The following is a 23,547-nucleotide window of genomic DNA, read 5'->3' on the forward strand; positions in this document are numbered from 1 at the left end:
TACAGACGCGACCGGGGTCAGGGGAGAAATGTATCCACGCCGCTGAGCCGGTCACCAGGGCTGGAATCGAGCTGGGACCAACCCCTGACGCATCCGCAACGGAACCGATACCAACCCGTGGCCCGCGGGGCGGCCGAGCTGCGGCTTATACCCTGTTGGCGTGACCGACGCGCCGACTGGAACCGATGACACCCCCCGCCACCGCTATACCGCGGAGCTGGCCGGGGAGATCGAGCGGTCGTGGCAGCAGCAATGGGCGCAGCGCGGCACCTTCAACGTGGCCAACCCGGTCGGCGAGCTCGCACCCGCCGACGGCACGCCGATCCCCGCCGACAAGATGTTCGTGCAGGACATGTTCCCGTACCCGTCGGGGGAGGGGCTGCACGTCGGTCATCCGCTGGGCTACATCGCCACCGACGTCTACGCCCGCTACTACCGCATGACCGGCCGGAACGTGTTGCACGCGTTGGGTTTCGACGCGTTCGGCTTGCCTGCAGAGCAGTACGCGATCCAGACCGGCACCCACCCGCGCACCCGCACGGAAGCCAACATCGTCAACTTCCGCCGCCAGCTGGGCCGGCTGGGACTCGGGCACGACACCCGGCGCAGCTTCTCCACCACCGACGTCGACTTCTACAAGTGGACGCAGTGGATCTTCCTGCAGATCTTCGATGCCTGGTTCGACCCGGTCCAGAACAAGGCGCGGCCGATCGCCGACCTGGTCGCCGAGTTCGAGAACGGCGAACGGGAGGTCGGTGACGGCCGTAGCTGGTCGGCGCTGAGCAGCGGCGAACGTGCCGATGTCCTGGCCGATCACCGCCTGGTCTATCTCGCCGACTCGGTGGTGAACTGGTGCCCCGGACTGGGCACGGTCCTGGCCAACGAGGAGGTCACCGCCGACGGCCGCAGTGAGCGCGGCAACTTCCCGGTGTTCCGGAAACGCCTGCGGCAGTGGATGATGCGCATCACCGCCTACTCCGACCGGTTGCTCGAAGATCTCGACGTGCTGGACTGGCCGGACAAGGTCAAGACCATGCAGCGCAACTGGATCGGGCGGTCGACCGGCGCGAGCGTGCTGTTCGGCACGGACGCCGGCGACGTCGAGGTGTTCACCACCCGCCCGGACACGCTGTTCGGGGCGACCTACTTGGTGCTGGCTCCCGAGCACGATCTGGTCGACGGGTTGGTCGCCGAGCAGTGGCCCGACGGCGTGGACGAACGGTGGACGTTCGGTGCGGCGTCGCCGCGGGAGGCCGTCGCCGCCTACCGCGCGTCGATCGCGGCGAAGTCGGATCTGGAGCGGCAGGAGAACAAGACCAAGACCGGGGTCTTCCTGGGCGCGTATGCGGTGAATCCGGCCAACGATCAGAGGGTCCCGGTGTTCATCGCCGACTATGTGCTCGCCGGCTACGGCACCGGCGCCATCATGGCGGTGCCCGGTGGTGATCAACGCGACTGGGATTTCGCCACCGAGTTCGGCTTGCCGATCGTGGAAGTGGTTGCCGGCGGCGATGTTTCGGAGGCCGCCTACACGGGCGACGGGCCCCTGGTGAATTCCGACTTCCTCGACGGGATGGACGTGGCGGCGGCCAAGGAGGCGATCACCGAGCGGCTGGTCGCACAGGGCCGCGGCCGGGCCCGCGTCGAGTACAAGCTGCGGGATTGGCTTTTCGCCCGTCAGCGCTACTGGGGCGAGCCGTTCCCGATCGTCTACGACTCCGACGGGCGCGCCCACGGGCTGCCCGAGGAGCTGCTCCCGGTCGAACTGCCCGACGTGCCGGACTACTCGCCGGTGCTCTTCGACCCCACCGATGCGGACAGCGAGCCGTCGCCGCCGCTGGCCAAGGCCACGGACTGGGTCAATGTCGAATTGGACCTCGGTGACGGGCGCAAGTCCTACACCCGCGACACCAACGTGATGCCGCAGTGGGCCGGCAGCTCCTGGTACGAGCTGCGCTACACCGATCCGTACAACACAGAAGCGATGTGTGCCAAGGAGAACGAGGCGTATTGGATGGGTCCGCGCCCGGCCGAGCACGGCGCCCAGGACCCCGGCGGTGTCGATCTGTACGTCGGTGGGGTCGAGCACGCCGTGCTGCACCTGCTGTACTCCCGCTTCTGGCACAAGGTGCTCTACGACCTGGGCCACGTGAGCTCGCGCGAGCCGTACCGGCGACTGGTCAACCAGGGCTACATCCAGGCGTTCGCCTACACGGATTCGCGCGGTGCGTACGTGCCGGCCGCGGACGTGATCGAGCGGGACGGGAAGTTCTTCTACGACGGCGCCGAGGTCAACCAGGAGTTCGGCAAGATCGGCAAGAGCTTGAAGAACTCGGTGTCGCCCGACGAGATCTGCGAGGAGTACGGCGCGGACACACTGCGCGTGTACGAGATGTCGATGGGTCCGCTGGAGGCGTCGCGGCCCTGGGCGACCAAGGACGTCGTCGGCGCGCATCGCTTCCTGCAGCGGGTGTGGCGCCTGGTGGTCGACGAGACGACGGGTGAGCTGCGTGCCACCGCAGGCGACGCCGATGACGACACGCGAAAGTTGTTGCACCGCACGATCTCCGGCGTCGGTGAGGACTATGCGGCACTGCGCAACAACACGGCGGCGGCCAAGTTGATCGAGTACACCAATCACCTGACCAAGCAATCGGTGACCGCGCGCGAGGCGCTCGAACCCCTGGTGCTGATGGTGGCGCCGTTGGCCCCGCACCTCGCAGAGGAGCTGTGGTCGCGACTGGGGCATGACGGGTCGCTGGCGCACGGCCCGTTCCCGGTGGCCGATCCGGCCTATTTGGTCGAGGACACCGTCGAGTACCCGGTGCAGGTGAACGGCAAGGTGCGCAGCCGGGTCACGGTGGCGGCCGACGCCGCCCCGGCAGTGGTCGAGGCGGCCGCGTTGGCCGACGAGAAGGTCGCGGGCTTCTTGGAGGGCCGCACCCCCAAGAAGCTGATCGTGGTGCCCGGCCGGCTGGTCAACGTCGTCGTCTGAGCGCAGTGTCGCTGAGCGCAGGTTTGCACAATAAAATCGCGGGTAGTGCGCGTCCGCATGGTCACCGATGCCACCCCTGATGCCGTCACCCTGCGCACTCTGGAAGCCAGGAGGCCCTTCCCGCCGCGTCTGAAACCGGTCGGCGGCCTGATCTATCGGCTCGTGACCACCACCGATCACAAGCTGATCGGCATCATGTACGTCGTCACGTGCTTTGCCTTCTTCTTCCTTGCCGGGTTGATGGCGCTGATGATGCGCACCGAGCTCGCGATGCCGGGCCTGCAGTTCCTGTCCAACGAGCAGTACAACCAGCTGTTCACGATGCACGGCACGATCATGCTGCTGTTCTATGCGACACCGATCGTGTTCGGCTTCGCGAATCTGGTGCTGCCGCTGCAGATCGGCGCGCCTGACGTCGCGTTTCCCCGGTTGAACGCGTTCTCCTACTGGCTGTTCCTGTTCGGCGCGTTGATCGCGCTGGGAGGGTTCATCACCCCCGGCGGTGCCGCGGACTTCGGGTGGACGGCGTACTCCCCGCTGACCGACTCGACACACTCGCCGGGAGCCGGCTCTGATCTGTGGATCATGGGGTTGGCCATCGGAGGTCTGGGGACGATCCTCGGCGCGGTCAACATGATCACCACTGTGGTGTGCATGCGCGCCCCGGGCATGACGATGTTCCGGATGCCGATCTTCACCTGGAACATCCTCGTGACGTCGATCCTGGTGCTGCTGGCGTTCCCGCTGCTGACCGCCGCGCTGTTCGGACTGGCCGCCGACCGGCACCTGGGCGCGCATGTCTACGACCCCGCCAACGGCGGGGCGATCCTGTGGCAACACCTTTTCTGGTTCTTCGGGCATCCCGAGGTGTACATCGTCGCGCTGCCGTTCTTCGGCATCGTCACCGAGATCTTCCCGGTGTTCTCCCGCAAGCCGATCTTCGGCTACACCACGCTGATCTACGCGACGCTCGGCATCGGCGCGCTGTCGGTGGCGGTGTGGGCGCACCACATGTATGCCACCGGTGCGGTGCTGCTGCCGTTCTTCTCGTTCATGACGTTCCTGATCGCGGTGCCCACGGGCATCAAGTTCTTCAACTGGATCGGCACGATGTGGAAGGGGCAGCTCACGTTCGAAACCCCGATGCTCTGGTCCATCGGGTTCCTCGCAACGTTTCTGCTCGGCGGCCTGTCAGGGGTGCTGCTGGCCAGCCCGCCGCTGGATTTCCACGTCACCGACAGCTACTTCGTCGTCGCGCACTTCCACTACGTGCTGTTCGGCACCATCGTGTTCGCCACGTATGCCGGCGTCTACTTCTGGTTCCCGAAGATGACGGGCCGGATGCTCGACGAGCGGCTGGGCAAAGTAAACTTCTGGCTCACGTTCATCGGCTTCCACCTGACCTTCGGGATTCAGCACTGGCTCGGTGATGCCGGGATGCCGCGCCGCTACGCCGACTATCTGCCCACCGACGGCTTCACCGGCATGCACATCGCGTCCACGATCGGCGCGTTCATCCTGGGGGTGTCGATGTTGCCGTTCGTCTGGAACGTCTTCAAGAGCTGGCGCTACGGCGAGCCGGTGACGGTCGACGATCCGTGGGGGCACGGCAATTCGCTGGAGTGGGCGACCAGCTGCCCACCGCCCCGGCACAACTTCACCGAACTCCCTCGAATCCGTTCGGAGCGGCCGGCTTTCGAGCTGCACTATCCCCACATGGTGCAGCAGATGCGGGACGAGGCGCACATCGGTCGCCATGCCACCGCGGGTGAGTCGCCGGGCGGATACGGGCCGCGCACCGAACCCGACCGCTGATCAGCGGGGCCGGACGACGACCTCGTGGATGTGAGCGTCGCGGGGCGAGGTGATCGCGTCGACGGTGACGGCTGCGACGGTCTGCGGGCTCAGGAACTGAGACGGGTCGTAGTCGCGACCCTCGTAGGCGACGAGGTCCTCTTGCATGGCGGTGGCGATCCGGCCGGGGTGCACGGAGGTCACCCGCAGCGACGGTTCGTCCGCGCGCAGGGAATCGGCGAACCCGCGCAGCGCGAACTTGCTCGCCGAGTACGACGCCAGCCCCGGTGAGGCCTTGATGCCGGCGCCGGAGTTGATGAACACGACGTGCCCGGCCGCGGCGCGCAGCGCGGGCAGCAGTTCGAGGGTGAGGGCGACGGCGCCGACGACGTTGACGGCCATGGTGGACCGCCACTGGTCGACGGTGCTCTCCCCGACCCGGCCCGGGTAGGCGACACCGGCGTTGTGGATCAGCACGTCGAGTTCGACGATCGGCTCCACCACCGCGGGGATCGCATCCGGATCTGCCAGGTCGATCGGCCACGTCGTCGCCCCCAACCGCTCGGCGACGGCGTCGAGACGGTCCGAGGGTCGCCCGGCGAGGAACAGGGTGTGGGTCGGGGCCAGCGCCTCGGCGAGCGCGGCTCCGACGCCTCCGGCAGCGCCGGTGATCATGGCGGTCGGCACATTCGCACCCTACCGACCTGCGCCGCGCCCCAACTCGTCGCATCATGGGAGGCGATGCCACACGATCCGAGCTTTGCCCCGACGCAACTCGCCGCCCGCGCGGCCTACCTGTTGCGCGGCAACGATCTCGGCACGATGACCACCGCGGCGCCGTTGCTGTACCCGCACATGTGGAGTTGGGACGCCGCGTTCGTCGCGATCGGCCTTGCTCCGCTGTCGGTCGAGCGAGCCGTGGTGGAACTGGACACGCTGCTGTCGGCGCAGTGGCGCAACGGCATGATCCCGCACATCGTCTTCGCCAACGGCGTCGACGGCTACTTCCCGGGGCCGGCCCGGTGGGCCGCGTCGGCGCTCTCGCCCGACGCTCCCCGCGGCAGGCACACCTCGGGGATCACGCAGCCGCCGGTGCACGCGATCGCCGTGCAGCGCATCCTCGACCATGCGCGGCGGCGCGGCCGCTCCACGCGCGCGGTCGCCGACGCGTTCCTGGATCGCCGGTGGGGCGATATGGTGCGCTGGCATCGATGGCTCGCCGAGTGCCGAGACCAGAAGGAGCACGGCCGGATCACGGTGTACCACGGGTGGGAGTCCGGCATGGACAATTCACCGCGCTGGGATGGCCCGTACGCCAACGTGATTCCCGGTGACGTACCGCCGTATCAACGCGAGGACAACAAGATCAACACCGACGCCAGCCAGCGTCCCAGCGATCTGGAGTACGACCGCTACTTGTGGCTGGTCGAGGAGATGAAGTCGGTTCGCTACGACGATCGGCTGCTGGCCAATACGATGAGCTTCGCGGTCGAGGACGTGTTCGTCTCGGCGATCTTCTCCGTGGCCTGCCAGGTGCTCGCCGAGATCGGCGAGGACCACAAGCGCCCCCACGCCGACGTCAAGGACCTGTACTCCTGGGCCGACCGGTTCCGTGCCGGCGTGATCGACACCACCGATCAACGGACCGGCGCAGCAAGGGATTACGACGTCCGCGGCGACCGGTGGATCGGCACCGAGACGGCGGCGCAGTTCGCGCCGCTGCTGTGCGGAGGCCTTCCGCACGAGCGGGAACGCACGCTGATCCGGCTGCTCGAGGGGCCTCGGTTCTGCGGGCATCCGGATCTGGCGTACGCACTGATCCCGTCGACGTCGCCGGTGTCGCGCGACTTCCGGTCCCGCGAGTACTGGCGCGGACCGGTGTGGCCGGTGATGACGTGGCTGTTCTCGTGGTGCTTCGCCCGGCGCGGTTGGGCGGAGCGGTCGTCGGCGCTGCGACGCGAGGGCCTGCGCCAGGCCAGCGACGGCACGTTCGCCGAGTACTACGAACCGTTCACCGGGGAGCCGCTGGGCAGCATGCAGCAGTCGTGGACGGCGGCCGCGGTGCTCGACTGGCTGGGGTGAGAACTATTCGGCGATGCGCTCGAGCGGCGCCAAAGCGTTCGACAGCGCCGCGAGCTCCTCTTCGCTGAGCTTGCTCAGCAGCTGCGCCAGATGGGCCTGCCGGGAGGCCAGGGCATCGCGATGCTGGGCGAGGCCTTCGGGGGTGATCTCCACCAGCACAGCGCGCAGATCCGAGGGATCGCGGGACCGCTTGACCAGGCCCAGTTTCTCGAGACGCCGGATGGCGACGGTGGTGGTGGGGGTGCGGACACGCTCGTGGGCGGCCAGCTCCGTCATCCGCATGGGGCCGCGGTCGAGCAAAGTCAACAGGATCGACAGCTGCGCCAACGTCAGATCGCCGGCCGTGGGGGTCTTGCCCGTGTGGCGCAGCACGGACATCAACTTGGCGAGCACGCGCTGCAGATCGCCGGCAACGTCGCTGACCTGGGCGTCCGTGGTCACCATAATTTTGGCAGTCTAACGGGTCGCGGGCCGCCGCGACGCCTGGTCAGACGCTTTTGGAGCAAATAGTGCTACAGCACTTGTGAGAGGAAACGTTGCAGCCGCTCCGTTTCGGCTTTCTCGAAGATCTGCTCGGGCGGTCCGGTCTCGACCACGCGGCCACGGTCCATGAACACCACGGTGTCGGCGAAGGACCGCGCGAAGTCCATCTCGTGGGTCACGATCACCATCGTCATCCCGTCGGCGCCGAGTTCGGCGATGAGCGCCAGCACCCCTTTGACGAGTTCGGGGTCCAGTGCCGAGGTCGCCTCGTCGAAGAACATCACCTGCGGAGACATCGCCAGCGCACGCGCGATCGCGACGCGCTGCTGCTGACCGCCCGACAGGGTCGAGGGCCGCACCTCCGCCTTGTGCCGCAGCCCGACCCGGTCGAGTTGTGTCAGACCGAGTTCGCGGGCCGCGTCGGCGTCGAGGCCCTTGAGGCGTCGCGGGGCCAACGTGACGTTCTCCAGCACCGTCTTGTGCGGGAACAGCTGAAACTGCTGGAACACCATGCCGATTCGTTGGCGCAGCTGATCTGGATCGTCACCGAGCACAGATCGCCCGTCGAGCAGGATGTCCCCGCGATCGGGTTCGTAGAGGCGGTTGAGGGTGCGCAACAGCGTGGACTTTCCCGATCCTGACGGTCCGATGACGGCCGTCGACGTGCCCGCGGCGACGTCGAGATCGACTCCGCGCAGGACGGCGTTCGGGCCGAAGGACAGGTGAAGGTCGGTGGCGGCCAGCGACACCGGCTCGGTTCCGGTGGACGTCGCCATCAGTTCATCTCCTGCGCGGTCGAATTCAGCAATGGATCGTCTTCCTCGTCGGGCCGGCGACCCCGACGCAGGCGCGTGTCGATGAAGTTCACCAGGTGGGTGAGCGGGATCGTCAGCGCGAGGTAGAAGAGGCCGGCAGCGACGAGGGGGGAGAGATTCCCGGTCTGCGCGTTGAGGTCCCGGCCCACCTGGAACAGCTCCCGCTGGTTGGCGATCAGCCCGAGGAAGTACACCAGCGAGGATGCCTTGAGCAGCGAGATGAACTGGTTCATCAACGCGGGCAACACCCGTCGCACACCCTGGGGGACCACCACGAGACGCATCGAGGTGGCATAGCTGAACCCCAGAGCCCGGGACGCTTCCAATTGGCCGGGGTCGACGCTCTGGATGCCGGACCGGAAGATCTCACCGACGTAGGCGGCGGCCATCAACCCCAGTGCCGCGATGCCCAGCGGGTAGGGGTTGTTCCCGGTGAGATGCCCGACGACCGGGCCGACGCCCAGCCCGATCAACAGGATGATGACCACCTCGGGAAGTCCACGGAAGATGTCGGTGTAGACCCGCGCGGGCCACCGCAACCACCGCGAGCTCGAGATGCCGGCCACCGCCAGCACCATGCCCAGCACGAGCCCGATCACGCTGGCCGCGACGGTCAGGATCACGGTGTTGGGCAGGCCCGTGGTCAGCAGATCGGGGATCGCCTGGCGGTAGAGGTCCCAGTCGAGGAACGACGCCGCGAGTTGAGACAGCACAGATCTCGGGGCGGCAGGCTCGGTTGGCGTCTCGGCGGCGTTGTTCTGCGCGGCGATCGCGGCGAAGTCGGGCAGCTGCGGCACCGGGGCCGCTTTCGAGCCGGGCTTCCAACCCGGGGGCAGTGCGCGGGGCACCCAATCGGAGTACAGCCGCGACCACGTGCCGTCGGCGATGATCGCGTCGAGGCCAGAGTTGAGCGCGTCGATCAGCGGCTGGTTGTCCTTGGCGACCGCCCACGCGACGAAATTGTCCAGGCTGAACGTGTTCTCGATGATCTGGGCGGGATCGCCCGGCTGCACCGTGCCCTGCGCCTGCTGCGACGGCGCCACCCACGCGTCGATCTGCCCGGTCTTCAGGCTGGCGTAGACGGTGTTGTAGTCGGGGAACTTGACGGGCTGCAGCTTCAGCGTGTCGATGACGTAGGACTCCTGCACGGTGCCCTGCACGACGCCGATCCGCTGTCCTTCGGCCAGCTTGTCGAAGCCCGTGATCGGTGAGCCCTGCGGGACAACCAGGGAGAAGTATCCGAAGTCGTAGCCGTTGGTGAAGCCGACGGTCTGCCTGCGGGCGTCGGTGGTGGTGATCGACGACGAGCCGACGTCGAACCGCCGGGAGGCCACCTGCGCGAGCAGGCCGCTGAACTCGGTGCCGACGAACTCGATGCGCAGACCGAGCTTGTCGGCGACGGCCCGCAGCAATTCGTTGTCGTAACCCGTGAACTGCCCGGACGAGTCGATACAGATGCTGGGCGGGGCGTCCGACAGGGTGCCGACGGTCAGCGTGCCGGGCCGCGAGAGCCCGAGCGCGTTGACGTCGATGTCCTGCAGCGGTTTGACCCCGGGGGTCGTGTACTTGTCGTCATCGGGGCCGCCGGCCGCCGCAGAGAGGTTGGTGGGCAGCGCGCTGGCGCTCTGTTCGCCCGGCGGGGCGCACTGGTCGTTCTGGGCGCCTGCCGGGGCGGCGAGACCCATCGCCGCGAGCAACCCGGCCACCCACAGCACTGCGAACCATTTCACGATCAGACCGGGCCTCCGCTTGCTGCTCATCTCAAGCAACGTAGTGGGCGGCTCGGCGCGCCCGGTTGGTTCGGCTCATTCGGAGCCGAATGGGGTGCCGAATCGGGCCGCCCGTCAGCTCTCGCGCCGGTCGCGCCACCGGCACAGCGCCTCAGCCTTCGAGAGGTCGTAGTCGGGGCCGTTGACACCGATGGTCAGCAGCGTGACGCCGAGCCCGACGAGCGATTCCGCACCGGCGAGCATCTCGTCCTCGCTGCCCTCGGGGACGCCGGAGGACCGTTCGATCGCCGAGGGATCCCGCCCGACGTCGGCACAGTGGCCGTCGAGGACCTCGGCCTTGCGCGGATAGGTGGAGGCGTCGGTGAAGCCGTGCCAGATGTCGGCGTACTCGGCGACCAGGCGCAGTGTCTTCTTCTCGCCCTGCCCGCCGATCAGGATCGGGATGTCGCGCGTCGGCGCCGGGTTGAGCTTGGACAGCCGTGACGTGATTCGGGGCATCGCGGCAGCGAGGTCGTCGAGCCGGCTGCCCGCGGTGCCGAACTCATAGCCGTACTCGTCGTAATCCTTTTCTTTCCACCCGGATCCGATGCCGAGGATGAGCCGGCCGTCGGAGATGTGGTCGACGGTGCGGGCCATGTCGGCGAGGAGCTCGGGGTTGCGGTAGGAGTTGCATGTCACCAGAGCGCCGAACTCGATGCGCGAGGTCTGCTCCGCCCACGCGGCGAGCATGGTCCAACATTCGTAGTGCGCGCCGTCGGGGTCGCCGTAGAGCGGGAAGAAGTGGTCCCAGTTGAAGGCGATGTCGACGCCGATGTCCTCGCAGCGGCGCACGGCGTCGCGGATGTGGCGGTACTCGGTCGAATGCTGGGGCTGCAGTTGCACGCCGATGCGCACAGGACGGCTGGTCATTTCAGGACAATAACCCCTGGCGAGCAGACGCAAACTCGAGTGTTCCGGGCCTGAATCACTCGAGTTCGCGTCTGCTCGCGGGAGAGAACTACACGCCGATCTGCCCGTTGTCCTTCCACACCGCCACCACCGACGGCCGGGCGGTGCCGTTGCCGCCCTCGGGCCAGCGAGACTGCGGGTCGTCGATGCTGTTGTCGTCGTTCTCGCCGGGGTGCTGCACGCACACGGTGACGAGGGTGTCGGTGACGACGGGCCCGCAGGTCTCCGCCCCGATCGGAACGGTCAGGAACTGTTTCACCTCACCGCGATTGGGGCCGTCGAGCGCGACGGCGAACAATCCGTCGTTGGAGTCCAGCGCGTTGCCGTCGGTCGAGATCCACAGGTTGCCGTGGCTGTCGAACGCGAGGTTGTCCGGGCAGGAGATCGGGCTGACCTTGCTCTTGTCGAAGCCCGCGTAGTAGGTGTCGGCGGCGGCGGGGTCGCCGCACACCAGCAGCAGCTCCCAGGTGAAATCGGTACCGGCGTGGTTGTCGGTGATCTCGAGGATCTGCCCGCTCTTGTTGTCGTTGCGGGGGTTCGCGGCGTCGGGGGCGGCCTCGCCCGGTGCGCCACGTTCGTCGTTGTTCGTCAGTGCCACATAGACTTTGCCGGTCTTGGGGTTGGCCTCGAAGTCCTCGGGCCGGTCCATCTTGGTGGCACCGGCCTTGTCGGCGGCCATCCGGGTGAACACCGCGGCCTCCTGCGCCGTGATGCCGTCGACCAGCGACTCGGCCTGCCCGCCGGGGCCGCTGCGCAGCAGAGGCAGCCAGGTGCCGGTCCCGCTGAACGAGCCTTTCTCCGGCAGCGTGCCCGAGCCGTCGATCTGTGCCGGCGGGATGTCGCTGGAGAGCTTCGCGACGTACAGCGTGCCCTCGTCGAGGATCGACATGTTGTGGGCCATCGCCGCCGGATCTGTTCCTGGTTGAACCTTTTTCGACGAGATGAACTTGTACATGTAGTCGAAGCGCTGGTCGTCGCCGGTGTAGGCGACGACGGTGCCGTCGTCGGTCACGTAGATCGTGGCGCCCTCGTGCTTGAGCCGGCCCATAGCGGTGTGCTTCACCGGGGTCGACGCCGGGTCCCACGGGTTGAGCTCCACGACGTAGCCGAACCGGTTGACCTCGTTCGGGTTCTCGCTGAGATCGAACCGCGGGTCGAAGGTCTCCCACTTCAGCGCGGTCGGTTCGGCTTCCACGCCGTACCGGTCCATCCGGTCGGCGTCGACGGGCCCGGGCTTCGCAGCTCCCTCCGGTGCGCCGAAGTACTCGTGGAAGTTCTCTTCGCCGGAGAGCACCGTGCCCCAGGGGGTCACCCCGCCCGAGCAGTTCGCGAACGTGCCGGCGACGGTACGGCCCTCGGGGTCGGCCGCGGTCTTGACGAAATCGCTGCCCGCAGCGGGCCCGACGAGAGCGAAGGGGCTGTCGGCGGTGATGCGTCGGTTGTAGGTGCCCATCACCGGCTTCAGGCCGTCCGGGCTGCGCTCCACCTCGACTACCCCCATGCCGACGGCCGCGGTCTCGACCTCGAACTGCTCACGGGTCGGGGCGTCGGGCTGAAAGCCCGGGAACATGAACTGCGGCGTCACGTATTCGAAGTTGGTCACCAGCAGGAAGCGGTTCTGCTTGCCGGGGATCGGCAGCAACCCCGCGAAGTCGTTGTTGAAGCCGAACTGTCCGCGCTGAGCCGCGCCGGTCTGCCGGTTGACGTCGAACGCCGGTGCGCCGGGCAGGATCGGGTCGCCCCAGCTGATGACGACGGCGTGCCGGTAGCCGTCGGCGACGACGACGGCGTCCTCGCTGTTGGGGGCGACGGAGGCGAAGTTCATGCCGGGCAGCGGTCCGGGCGCCGATGCCGCCGACGAGGTGGTGGGTGCGGGCTGGGAGGGGGAGGAGCAGGCCGCCAGAGCGGAGCCTGCGCCGACGGCCAGCACGGCGACACCGCCCGCCTGCAGCATCGAGCGGCGCGACACCGCCTTGGCGATGTCTCCGAAGTACTCGTTGTCACTGCGGTTGGGTACGGGTTTCGAGCAGGCGTCGCCGCATTTGTACACGCACGTGACGTGCTGGCGGCGGGACTTCCCGTCGTGGCTGACGAACAGGTTCAACGGCAGGAGCGTCATGAATTCCCTCGGGTTGCTACCGGCGCGGACCGCGCGAACCTACGACACCTGAACCAGCAGCAGACCACCAGCGAGTGAACAGCAAGTGTCCAGGGTCAGCTGCTGAGCACGCCCCGCAGCAGTTCCACCAGGACGCGCGGCTGGTCACTCTGCACCGAGTGCCCCGAGTTCTCGACAACGTGCACACCCCGGAATCCTGGCGCTCTGCGGGCGAATTCGGCGGCGTCGTCGTCGTCGACGAAGAACGACTTCGCCCCGCGGATCAACGTCGTCGGCGTGTGCAACCGCGGCACGTCGTCCCACAGGCCTTCGAAACCCTTGCCCGTGCGGATCGAGTCGTACCGCCACGTCCACGAGCCGTCGTCGAGCCGCTTCGAATTGTGGAACACCCCCCGCCGCAACGACTCCCGGTCGCGGTGGGGAGCGGCGGCGACGGTCACGTCGAGCATCGCGGCGAAGGACGGGAAGGTGCGCTCGCCCTGGACCAGGGCGACGGTGCCCTTCTGGGCGTCGGTCATCTGCTGGTGCCGTTCGGGTGCCGACGGGGTGACGTCGACGAGGACCAGGCGGCGCACCAGCTCGGGGGCGTGCACCGCCAGCCGTAGCGCGGTGAGCCCGCCGAGCGACATACCGACCACCAGATCGGCGTCGGGGGCCAGGTCACGGATCACCGGTTCGACAGCGTGGGCGTTGAGCACGGGGCCGTAGTCTCCGTCCTCGCGCCACGCGGAACGTCCATGGCCCGGCAGGTCGATCGCCAGCGCGGGCAGGCCCAGTCCGAGGATCACGGTGTCCCAGGTGTGGGCGTTCTGGCCGCCCCCGTGTAGGAACACCACGCGGACCGGGTCATCGCCGAACCGCAGCGCACTGACCGGGCCGTGCTCGATCCGGGTGGCCGACATCGGCTCACCGGTGACGCCGGCTTGCCGCGCGTTCTCGTGGAGGAAGACGAATTCGGAGAGACCGGCCAGTTCGTCGTCGCTGTCGTCCATGGTTGGACACTACGCACCGCGGAGTTATTGGGATGCGACTGGCACGAGGGATGTGCCACCGTCGAGGCCATGTCCACGATCACCTTCCGTAGTGCAGTAGAGGCCGATTGGCCCGCGATGGGTCTGATCACGGCGGCGGCGTTCGGCTTCCAACAGCCCGAGCAGACGGCGCAGGCCTGGCGTTCGCTGATCGCTTCCGACGGTGCCGTCGTCGCGTGCGACGGCGATGACGTGGTGGGTACCGCCGTCTTCCTCGATCTGGAGTTGACGGTGCCGGGCGGAGCCGTGCTGCCGATGGCCGGTGTGTCGATGGTCGCGGTCGCCCCGACGCATCGTCGGCGGGGTGCGCTGAGCGGCATGCTCGACGAACTGCATCGCCGGATGGACGCCTATCCGATCGCCGGCCTGGAGGCCAGTGAAGCCGAGATCTACGGGCGCTTCGGGTACGGCCCGGCGACGGTGTGGGAGCGGCTCGAGGTACACCGGCGCGGCGCACGCGTGCATCGCGGCGTTCCGGATCCCGGTGGTGTGCGCATCGTGCGCCCGGTCGAGCATCGCGCGCAGCTGGAGGACATCGACGAGCGGTGGCGTCTGCGCACCCCCGGCGGGCTGCACACGCCGGCTCGGCTCTGGGATGAGGTGCTCGCAGACCGTGAGGAGTCGAGAAGTGGTGGGACTCAGCGCTATTGCCTTCTGCATCGGGACGGGTACGCGTTCTACCGCTTGTTCGGCAGCGACGAGAAGACGACCGCCGAGGTGACGAAGTTCGCGGCGGTGACCGCGGAGGCGGAGATCGCGCTCTGGCGGGTGCTGCTGGGGCTCGACCTCAAGAAGGTCGTCGGCATCCACACCCATCCCGACAGCGTGCTGCGCTATCTAATGACCGATCCGCGGTTGGCGCGCACCACGGACGTCTTCGACGGGTTGTGGCTGCGCATGCTCGACATTCCCGCGGTGCTGCAGGCGCGTACCTATTCGACGGATCTGAGCGTGGTGTTCGAGGTGTCCGACGAGTTCCTCGGCCGCGGTGGGCGTTTCGCGGTGACGGTGCGCAACGGCCGCGCGCGGTGTGAGCGCACCGGGGCTGCGGCGGATGTCCACCTCGATGTCTCGGTGTTGGGAAGCCTCTATTTGGGCACGCATCGCGCGTCGTCGTTCGCCGCCGCACAGCGACTGCGCTGCAGCGACACCGGAGTCGTCATCGCGCTCGACAAGGCCTTCGCCACTGACGTGCCGGCCGAACTCGGGTTCGGTTTCTGAGCCCAGAACGAGACTGCGGGGAGATCGACCATCCCGGTGGAATGGCGATCTCCCCGCAGTCTCGACGCGAGAACTACCCTTCGATGAACTTCTCCAGCTGCTCACGCGCGAGGTCGTCGGCGAGCTGCTTGGGCGGGCTCTTCATCAGGTAGGCCGAGGCTGCCTCGATGGGTCCACCGATGCCGCGGTCCTTGGCGATCTTCGCCGCGCGCACGGCGTCGATGATCACACCGGCCGAGTTGGGGGAGTCCCACACCTCGAGCTTGTACTCCAGGTTCAGCGGCACGTCACCGAAGGCGCGGCCTTCGAGGCGCACGTAGGCCCACTTGCGGTCGTCGAGCCACGCGACGTGGTCGGACGGACCGATGTGGACGTTCTTGTCCTCCACCTTGCCGGCCAGCGAGCCGGACAGGTTCGACGTGACAGCCTGGGTCTTGGACACCTTCTTCGACTCGAGGCGTGAGCGCTCGAGCATGTTGAGGAAGTCCATGTTGCCGCCGACGTTGAGCTGGTAGGTCCGGTCCAGCGTGACGCCGCGATCCTCGAACAGCTTGGCCATCACACGGTGGGTGATGGTGGCGCCGACCTGGCTCTTGATGTCGTCACCGACGATCGGCACGCCGGCGTCTTCGAACTTCTTGGCCCACACCGGGTCCGAGGCGATGAACACCGGCAGCGCGTTGACGAAGGCCACGCCGGCGTCGATGGCGCACTGGGCGTAGAACTTGTCGGCCTCTTCGGAGCCCACGGGCAGGTAGGACACCAGCACGTCGACCTCGGCGTCCTTGAGCGCCTTGACCACGTCGACGGCTTCGGCGTCGGACACCTCGATGGTGTCGGCGTAGTACTTGCCGATGCCGTCCAGGGTCGGCCCGCGCTGCACGACGATGTCGGTGGGCGGCACGTCGGCGATCTTGATGGTGTTGTTCTCCGACGCGAAGATCGCCTCGGACAGGTCGAAGCCGACCTTCTTGGCATCCACGTCGAACGCGGCGACGAACTTCACGTCGCGCACGTGGTAGGGGCCGAGCTTGACGTGCATCAGGCCGGGCACGCTGGCGTTCTCGTCGGCGTCCTTGTAGTACTGCACGCCCTGTACGAGCGAGGACGCGCAGTTACCCACGCCGACGATCGCGACCCGGACGTCATTGCTTGCGGTCATGACGACTTCTCCTCTTGTCCTACTTCAACTTCTGTAAGGGGCTTGATGGTGGTGCTACGGCTCAACTCTGTTCAGCACGGCCCTGCGCCGACTTCTCCGCCGCGATCAACTCGTTGAGCCAAGTGACTTCGCGTTCGCTCGATTCCAGGCCCAGCTGATGGAGCTGGCGGGTGTAGCGATCGAACGAGTTGCTCGCCCGCGCGATTGCTTCACGCAGACCTTCGCGGCGCTCTTCCACCTGACGGCGGCGGCCTTCCAGAATCCGCATCCTGGCCTCTGCCGGGGTGCGGTTGAAGAAGGCGAGGTGTACGCCGAACCCGTCGTCGGAAAAGTTCTGTGGGCCGGTGTCGGCCACCAGTTCCGTGAAGCGCTGCTTGCCGGCCTCGGTGAGCTGGTAGACGCGACGCGCGCGGCGCACCTTGAGGGTGCCCTCCGGTGCCGCGTCCTCGACGATCAGCCCATCGGCCTGCATGCGGCGCAACGCGGGATACAGAGAACCGTAGGAGAACGCGCGGAACGCCCCCAGCAGGCCCGTCAACCTCTTGCGCAATTCGTAGCCGTGCATCGGCGATTCCTGGAGCAACCCGAGAATGGCGAGTTCCAGCATTCGGGCACCTCCTCCATGAATCAGCCGCTACGACGGTTCGACACCTCGCGCAATAGTATCGCGCCGATATATTGATCGCCACAGGGGTGCCCGGGAGGGAGTGCCGGGAAAGCGTCAGTCGTTGGCGTAGCTGACGCGTTTGACGGTCAGATCGCCGTTGAGCTCCAGGTAACCGCTGTTCCCGAAGTTGGGGCTGACGTAGACACTGATCTCGATGCTCTCCGGTGGCGCCGTCATATCGCTGTTGGCCCCGATGCTGATGTACGTCGTCTTCACTTCTTTCGGATCGATGCCGACCGTCTCAGGGGCGCCGCGCACGATCCCGACGAGCTTCGCGATGTCGAACGCTCCCAGATCGACGACACGAGCGTCGGAGCTCACACTCGTCTCGTCCGGGTCGTCCCACCCGCCCCGATAGGAGTACCTCAGCACCCGCCGAGGTTCGGTCGGGTCGGGCCGCTCCAGCGAGGCGTAGTCGGAGTAGATGGTCATCGAGTAGCCCATCGTGTCGCCGAACTTCTGCTTCATCTGGGTGAACAGACCCGTGAGTCCGCCGAGGGAGTGCAGCTGCCGGGGTGGGGTGAGCACCTCGGCGGGAATGCCGTCGTCTTTCGCTCCGGGGTCGGAGGTGAAGTTCAACGGCGACGGCGTGTTGCCGTAGAGGCCCCACCCGACGGCGATCCCGAAGATCACCAGCACCGCGGCCATCGCGATCCGGATGCCGACGCCACCCGGCAGTGACGGCAGCCGGCGCGGAGGTGTGCGCAGCTGGGTGGGCGCATTGCCGGTCTGCAGATCCGCGACGAGCTGCTGCAGCTCACCCAGCGTGGCCGCGTTGGTCGCGGATTTCACCCGCTCTCCGTGCTCGGTCATCGACAGCTGACCTTCGGCCAGCGCCGTGTCGAGGATCTGGCACGTGTCGGTGCGGTCACTGTCTTTTGCGCGTGTCCAGGACGTACCGCGAGCTGAGCTGCCGGGAGCCACGACGAGATCGTAAGAGTTGGGTCGCCGATCCCGCAGGCCCGTGACCGACCCGAGGGCCTCGGGTGCCCGTCGCGCCTCCGCCGCCCCGGCGCCGACGTACTCTGGTCAGCGTGCGATTGCAGCGACAGGTGGTGGACTACGCCCTGCGGCGCCGGTCGCTGCTGGCCGAGGTGTATTCCGGGCGCACCGGCGTCTCGGAGGTCTGCGACGCGAATCCCTATCTGTTGCGCGCCGCGAAGTTCCACGGCAAGCCCAGTTCGGTGATGTGTCCGATCTGCCGGAAGGAGCAGCTGACGCTCGTGTCGTGGGTGTTCGGCGATCACCTCGGCGCAGTGTCCGGGTCGGCGCGCACCGCCGAAGAGCTCGTCCTGCTGGCGACGCGTTACGACGAATTCTCGGTTCACGTTGTGGAGGTATGCCGGACGTGCAGCTGGAATCACCTGGTGAAGTCCTACGTGCTGGGCGCGATTCCGCCGCCCAAGGGATCCCGTCCGCGCCGCACGCAGACCGCGCGCGGCACGGCGCGGACGGCCAGTGAATAACCCGGGGCGCCCCGACCATTCCGCCGAGAGAGCCCGTGATGGGCGCAGACCGGCCGATGGCAGTGGCGCGCGACCCCAACCCCGACCGCAGCAGCGGCCCGATGCTCCACGGCATCGGTCCGACGGTCCTGCGCGCCCACGTCCCGACGACCGGTTGACGACGGTGTTGCCGCCGGTTCGCGAGGAGCGGCCGCGGCATCTGAAGGATCCGATCGACGACGTCAAGCGGGCGCTCGACGGTCGTCCGCCGAAGCAACCGCCGCCGCCGCCGCGTCGCCCGACGGGCGGTGGCGGTCCGGGCGGGGGCGGTCCGTCGGGTCATCGACCCGGCTGGCGCGAGCAGATCAACTGGAGGTGGGTGCGCCGCGGCCTGGTCGCCGCCGCCGCCGTGCTCATCGTCTTGCCGCTGCTGACGTTCGGCATGGCGTACCTCATCGTCGACGTGCCCAACCCGGGCGACATCCGCACCGCGCAGGTGTCGACGATCCTGGCCAGCGACGGATCGGAGATCGCGAAGATCGTCCCGCCCGAGGGCAACCGGATCGACGTCGGCATCGACCAGATTCCGGTGCATGTGCGCGACGCCGTGATGGCCGCCGAGGACCGCGACTTCTACTCCAATCCGGGCTTCTCGTTCACCGGCTTCCTGCGCGCCTTCAAGAACAACCTGTTCGGCGGCGACCTGCAGGGCGGGTCGACGATCACCCAGCAGTACGTGAAGAACGCTCTGGTCGGCGACGCTCGGTCGGGCGTGGGCGGGCTGGTCCGAAAAGCCAAGGAGCTGGTCATCTCGACGAAGATGTCCAGCGAGTGGTCCAAGGACCAGGTGATGCAGTCCTACCTGAACATCATCTATTTCGGTCGCGGCGCCTACGGCGTGGCCGCTGCGTCGAAGGCGTACTTCAACAAGCCCGTCGAGCAACTCACCGTCGCCGAGGGTGCACTGCTCGCTGCGCTGATCCAGCGGCCGTCGGCGCTCGATCCCGCCGTCGACCCCGAAGCCGCGAACGACCGGTGGAACTGGGTGCTCGACGGCATGGTGGAGATCGGCGCGCTGTCGGCCAAGGACCGCGCAGCGCAGGTGTTCCCGCCGACGATCCCGCCGGACGCGGCGACCACCCAGAATCAGACGACCGGGCCCAACGGCCTGATCGAACGCCAGGTGATCAACGAGCTGATGGACATCTTCAACATCAGCGAACAGCAGCTCAACACCGAGGGCCTGCAGGTCACGACGACCATCGACCCGAAGGCGCAGTCGGCTGCTCTGGACGCGGTCGACGAGTACATGGACGGTCAGGACCCGGACATGCGCACGGCGGTGGTGTCCATCGACCCCAAGACCGGCGGAGTGAAGGCCTACTACGGCGGCTCGGACGCCAACGGATTCGACTTCGCCCAAGCCGGATTGCCGACCGGATCGTCGTTCAAGGTGTTCGCGTTGATCGCCGCGCTGCAGCAGGGCATGGGTCTGGGCTACCAGGTGGACAGCTCGCCGCTGACGGTCGACGGCATCAAGATCACGAACGTCGAGGGCAGCAGCTGCGGCAACTGCAACATCGCCGAGGCGTTGAAGAGGTCGTTGAACACCAGCTACTACCGGCTGATGCTCAAGCTGAAGAACGGTCCCCAGGATGTGGCCGATGCCGCGCACGCGGCCGGTATCGCCGAGAGCTTCCCCGGTGTCGAGCACACGCTGTCCGAGGACGGCAAGGGCGGCCCGCCGAACAACGGCATCGTGCTGGGCCAGTACCAGTCCCGGGTGATCGACATGGCGTCGGCCTACGCGACGATCGCGGCGTCCGGGGTGTACCACAAGCCGCACTTCGTGCAGAAGGTCGTCAATTCCGAGGGCACTGTCCTGTTCGACGCGACCCAGGAGGACAACGCGGGCGAGCAGCGCATCGACAAGGCCGTGGCCGACAACGTCATCGCGGCCATGCAGCCGATCGCCGGGTACTCGAACGGTCACGCGCTGGCCGGCGGTCGCCCGTCGGGCGCCAAGACCGGAACCAACCAGCTCGGTGACACCGGTGCCAACCGCGACGCCTGGATGGTCGGTTACACGCCGTCGTTGTCGACGGCCGTCTGGGTCGGCACCGTCGACGGCACGAAGCCGCTCGAGAACAAGTGGGGCTCACCGGTGTACGGATCGGGCATCCCGAGCGACATCTGGAAGGCGACGATGGACGGTGCGCTGGACGGCACCGACAACGAGTCGTTCCCGAAGCCGGAGGAGATCGGCGGGTACGCCGGTGTGCCACAGGCCCCGCCACCACCGCCGTCGACCACGGTGGCGCCGCCGCCGTCCAACACGGTGATCCAGCCGACTCTCGAGATCGCGCCCGGCATCACGATCCCGTGGGGCCCGCCGACGACGGTGCCGGCAACGCCCGCGCCCGCACCGGACGGGGCGGCCCCCGGTCCCGAGGTGGTGCCCGGCGCGCCGTCGCCCGCCGTTCCGCCGCCCGGCGCTCCGGCTCCGCTGGTGCCTGGCGCGCCGCCGCCTCCGTGACGTTACCGGTTCCGTCGGCCACCGAGTCGCCGGCACCAGTCGAATCGCCTGCTCCGCTGGCCGAGGATCGCCGGAGCCTCGACGACCGCGACCTTCCCAGCCGCACAGACACTCTCGGTGCCGCGCTGTCGGGCACCATCGGCGGTCCGGTCGGTCGGCACGCACTGATCGGCCGCACTCGTTTCCTGACCCCGCTGCGGGTGATGCTGATCATCGCGCTGGTGTTCCTGGCGTTGGGCTACTCCACCAAGGCGGCATGCCTGCAGACGACCGGCGCGGGGACAGCCGATCAGCGGGTCGGCAACTGGGCCAACAACCGGGCCTACTACGAGCTCTGTTACTCCGACACCGTGCCGCTCTACACCGCTGAGCTGCTCAATCTCGGGAAGTTCCCGTACAAGTCGAGCTGGTTGGAAACCGACGAGAAGGGCATGCCCCGGGTCCAGTACGACGGCACCCCCGCGGTGCGGTACATGGAGTATCCGGTGTTGACCGGGATCTACCAGTACCTGTCGATGTCGCTGGCCAAGACGTACACGACCCTGACCAAGCTGACGTCGGTGCCGATCATCGCCGAGGTGGTGATGTTCTTCAACATCTCCGCGTTCGGCCTCGCGCTGGCCTGGCTCACCACCGTGTGGGCGACGGCGCTGCTGGCCGGCGCCCGGCGCATCTGGGACGCCGCATTGGTCGCGTCTTCTCCGCTGGTGATCTTCCAGATCTTCACCAACTTCGATGCGCTCGCGACCGCGGCCGCCGCCGGTGCACTGCTGGCCTGGGCGCGCCGAAAACCTGTCCTGGCGGGCGTGCTGATCGGCCTGGGGGTGGCCGCCAAGCTCTATCCGCTGCTGCTGCTGATCCCCCTGCTGCTGTTGGCTGTTCGCACGTCACGGCTTCGGGAGCTCGCCAAGACGGCGCTCGCGGCCGCGGTGACCTGGCTGGTGGTCAACCTGCCGATCATGGTGCTGTTCCCGCGGGGATGGTCGGAGTTCTTCCGGCTCAACACCCGTCGCGGTGACGACATGGATTCGCTCTACAACGTGGTGAAGTCGTTCACCGGGTGGCAGGGGTTCGACCCGGATCTCGGCTTCTGGGAGCCGCCGGTGGTGCTCAACACCGTCACCGCCGCGCTGTTCGTGGCGTGCTGCATCGCGATCGCGTACGTGACGCTGACCGCTGCGCGTCGACCGCGCGTCGCCCAGATCGCGTTCCTGGTGGTGGCCGCGTTCCTGCTGACCAACAAGGTGTGGAGTCCGCAGTTCTCCCTGTGGTTGGTGCCGCTGGCGGTGTTGGCGCTGCCGCACCGGCGGGTGCTGCTGGCCTGGATGACGATCGACATGCTGGTCTGGGTGCCGCGCATGCTCTACCTGTTCGGTGAGCAGAACAAGGGCCTGCCCGAGCAGTGGTTCACCGCCACGGTGCTGCTCCGCGACATCGCGGTGGTGGTGTTGTGCGCGTTGATCATTCGCCAGATCTACCGGCCGGAGCTGGACCTGGTGCGCGGCCACGGCATCGACGATCCGGCCGGCGGGCCGTTCGACCGGGCTCCCGATGCGTATCCGCCGTGGGTGCCGGACTGGTTGCAGCCACGGGGTCACATTCGGGCCCACCGGGCCAGCGCGAAGCTGTAGAGCCCGTAGCACGCGAAGCCGAGCGCGGCGAACCCGAGCAGCACACCCCCGGCAGGGGAATCGCCGAGTGTCTTGACCGCCGCGTCCAGCCCGGCGGCCTGGGACGGATCGGTGCGCACTGCGGCGATCATCACCAGGATGCCGGTCAACGCGTACACCAGCCCCTCCGCGACGTACCCGTACGTTCCCAGCACCACGACGACCGGGCCGCCCGAGATCGTCAGATCGTCGACGAATCGCCGGGACGCGCCCTTGAACGCGTAGTACCCGCCGATGACGGCGATGACGACGCCGACTGCGATCAGTGCGGCCCGGCCCCAAACAGATTGCATCAGAACGAAACTGAGACCGGAGTTCCGCTCGCTGCTGGGCTGTCGGCTGCCGACGGCGAAGCGCACGCTGGTGTAGCCGACGCTGCAGTAGACCGCCACCAGGCCGAGGGCCTTGAGGCGATTACCGGGGCTGGTGTCTTCCGGATCGCTGCCGCGCTCGGCGGGATGCAGCCCGAAGATCGCCTCCGCCAGACGCCAGGCGGCCAGCGGCACGAGAGCAACGGCGATCGCCCACAGGATCACCGCGCCGTCGGTGGTGCTGGCCACGGTCGCCATCGCTCCCGACGGGTCGGCGTTACCGCTCAGGCCGGAGGCGATCCTGACGATCACGTAGGCGATCAAGAAGTGCAGGGAGCCGCTCGCGATGAAACCCGCACGCGCCGCGCGGCGGATACCGTTGTGCTGGACGAGCCGGTCGATGGGGAGCGGCTCGGACACCAGAGCGCACTACCCGCGATGGTGGTCGGCGAAACGAGTGCTCCCGGGCGGTGTTTGCCCCCTTGCGCCGATGGTTATATTTGCTAACAACTCGATTTTTCACAGGCTGGAGTCGTCT

The 23,547-nt window shown here is 67.6% G+C and carries 18 protein-coding genes; 7 read left to right on the forward strand and 11 right to left on the reverse strand.

The features are described from left to right. Positions 1-160 precede the first annotated feature (160 nt). The gene (gene leuS, locus MHN84_RS09490) at positions 161-2,995 is read left to right on the forward strand and encodes a leucine--tRNA ligase (RefSeq protein WP_241204377.1); all 2,835 of its coding nucleotides are present in this window, start codon (positions 161-163) and stop codon (positions 2,993-2,995) included. A 57-nt stretch (positions 2,996-3,052) separates the two neighbouring features. Then, complete coding sequence (gene ctaD / locus MHN84_RS09495) at positions 3,053-4,810, forward strand: cytochrome c oxidase subunit I (protein WP_241204565.1); 1,758 nt, start codon at positions 3,053-3,055, stop codon at positions 4,808-4,810. Here the strand turns inward: ctaD and MHN84_RS09500 are convergent, their stop codons facing one another. Next, a complete protein-coding gene (locus MHN84_RS09500) occupies positions 4,811-5,476 on the reverse strand; it encodes an SDR family oxidoreductase (RefSeq protein WP_241204378.1) in 666 nt (221 codons plus the stop codon). 54 nt (positions 5,477-5,530) lie between these two features. On the opposite strand from MHN84_RS09500, the gene MHN84_RS09505 reads away from it, so the two are divergent. Beyond that, positions 5,531-6,871, forward strand: a complete 1,341-nt coding sequence (locus MHN84_RS09505; protein ID WP_241204379.1) for a glycogen debranching protein — start codon at positions 5,531-5,533, stop codon at positions 6,869-6,871. Between the two features lie 3 nt (positions 6,872-6,874). On the opposite strand, the gene MHN84_RS09510 is transcribed toward MHN84_RS09505, so the two are convergent. The 6 genes from MHN84_RS09510 to MHN84_RS09535 form a co-directional block, all read right to left on the reverse strand. Then, positions 6,875-7,315, reverse strand: a complete 441-nt coding sequence (locus MHN84_RS09510; RefSeq protein ID WP_241204380.1) for a MarR family winged helix-turn-helix transcriptional regulator — start codon at positions 7,313-7,315, stop codon at positions 6,875-6,877. Positions 7,316-7,383: 68 nt separating this feature from the next. After that, the gene (locus MHN84_RS09515; RefSeq protein WP_241204381.1) at positions 7,384-8,130 is read right to left on the reverse strand and encodes an amino acid ABC transporter ATP-binding protein; all 747 of its coding nucleotides are present in this window, start codon (positions 8,128-8,130) and stop codon (positions 7,384-7,386) included. Further along, positions 8,130-9,929, reverse strand: a complete 1,800-nt coding sequence (locus tag MHN84_RS09520) for an ABC transporter substrate-binding protein/permease (RefSeq protein WP_241204382.1) — start codon at positions 9,927-9,929, stop codon at positions 8,130-8,132. Before MHN84_RS09520 ends, MHN84_RS09515 begins: the two co-directional genes overlap by 1 nt. An 84-nt stretch (positions 9,930-10,013) precedes the next feature. Beyond that, entirely contained in the window at positions 10,014-10,808 is a 795-nt protein-coding gene (locus MHN84_RS09525; RefSeq protein WP_241204383.1) for an LLM class F420-dependent oxidoreductase, read from the reverse strand. 88 nt (positions 10,809-10,896) lie between these two features. Continuing rightward, positions 10,897-12,966, reverse strand: a complete 2,070-nt coding sequence (locus tag MHN84_RS09530) for a PhoX family phosphatase (protein WP_241204384.1) — start codon at positions 12,964-12,966, stop codon at positions 10,897-10,899. Between the two features lie 95 nt (positions 12,967-13,061). Further along, positions 13,062-13,958, reverse strand: coding sequence for an alpha/beta fold hydrolase (locus MHN84_RS09535; protein WP_241204385.1), 897 nt, complete (start codon positions 13,956-13,958; stop codon positions 13,062-13,064). A 69-nt stretch (positions 13,959-14,027) separates the two neighbouring features. Here MHN84_RS09535 and MHN84_RS09540 point away from each other — a divergent pair, with 69 nt between their 5' ends. Then, positions 14,028-15,218, forward strand: coding sequence for an enhanced intracellular survival protein Eis (locus MHN84_RS09540; protein ID WP_241204386.1), 1,191 nt, complete (start codon positions 14,028-14,030; stop codon positions 15,216-15,218). Positions 15,219-15,291: 73 nt separating this feature from the next. On the opposite strand, the gene MHN84_RS09545 is transcribed toward MHN84_RS09540, so the two are convergent. From MHN84_RS09545 to MHN84_RS09555, 3 genes are all read right to left on the reverse strand, one after another. Then, positions 15,292-16,380, reverse strand: coding sequence for an inositol-3-phosphate synthase (locus MHN84_RS09545; RefSeq protein WP_241204387.1), 1,089 nt, complete (start codon positions 16,378-16,380; stop codon positions 15,292-15,294). Between the two features lie 61 nt (positions 16,381-16,441). Beyond that, positions 16,442-16,987, reverse strand: coding sequence for a PadR family transcriptional regulator (locus MHN84_RS09550; RefSeq protein ID WP_046364566.1), 546 nt, complete (start codon positions 16,985-16,987; stop codon positions 16,442-16,444). 114 nt (positions 16,988-17,101) lie between these two features. Next, positions 17,102-17,971, reverse strand: a complete 870-nt coding sequence (locus MHN84_RS09555; protein WP_241204388.1) for a DUF1707 domain-containing protein — start codon at positions 17,969-17,971, stop codon at positions 17,102-17,104. A gap of 110 nt (positions 17,972-18,081) precedes the next feature. On the opposite strand from MHN84_RS09555, the gene MHN84_RS09560 reads away from it, so the two are divergent. The 3 genes from MHN84_RS09560 (at position 18,082) to MHN84_RS09570 (ending at position 22,659) form a co-directional block, all read left to right on the forward strand. Further along, on the forward strand, positions 18,082-18,513 hold the full coding sequence (locus tag MHN84_RS09560; RefSeq protein WP_241204389.1) for a DUF5318 domain-containing protein: 432 nt from the start codon (positions 18,082-18,084) through the stop codon (positions 18,511-18,513). A gap of 163 nt (positions 18,514-18,676) precedes the next feature. Beyond that, a complete protein-coding gene (locus MHN84_RS09565; RefSeq protein WP_374238347.1) occupies positions 18,677-21,028 on the forward strand; it encodes a transglycosylase domain-containing protein in 2,352 nt (783 codons plus the stop codon). Beyond that, positions 21,025-22,659: a glycosyltransferase family 87 protein gene (locus MHN84_RS09570; protein WP_241204391.1), complete on the forward strand. Its 1,635-nt coding sequence runs from the start codon at positions 21,025-21,027 to the stop codon at positions 22,657-22,659. Before MHN84_RS09565 ends, MHN84_RS09570 begins: the two co-directional genes overlap by 4 nt. Here MHN84_RS09570 and MHN84_RS09575 read toward each other — a convergent pair. Then, positions 22,623-23,432 (reverse strand): DUF1206 domain-containing protein, encoded by an 810-nt coding sequence (locus MHN84_RS09575; protein WP_374238351.1) that lies wholly within the window; start codon positions 23,430-23,432, stop codon positions 22,623-22,625. The genes MHN84_RS09570 and MHN84_RS09575 overlap by 37 nt on opposite strands. Positions 23,433-23,547 lie beyond the last annotated feature (115 nt).

The sequence above is a fragment of the Mycobacterium sp. PSTR-4-N genome (genome assembly GCF_022348085.1).
GTDB lineage: Bacteria > Actinomycetota > Actinomycetes > Mycobacteriales > Mycobacteriaceae > Mycobacterium.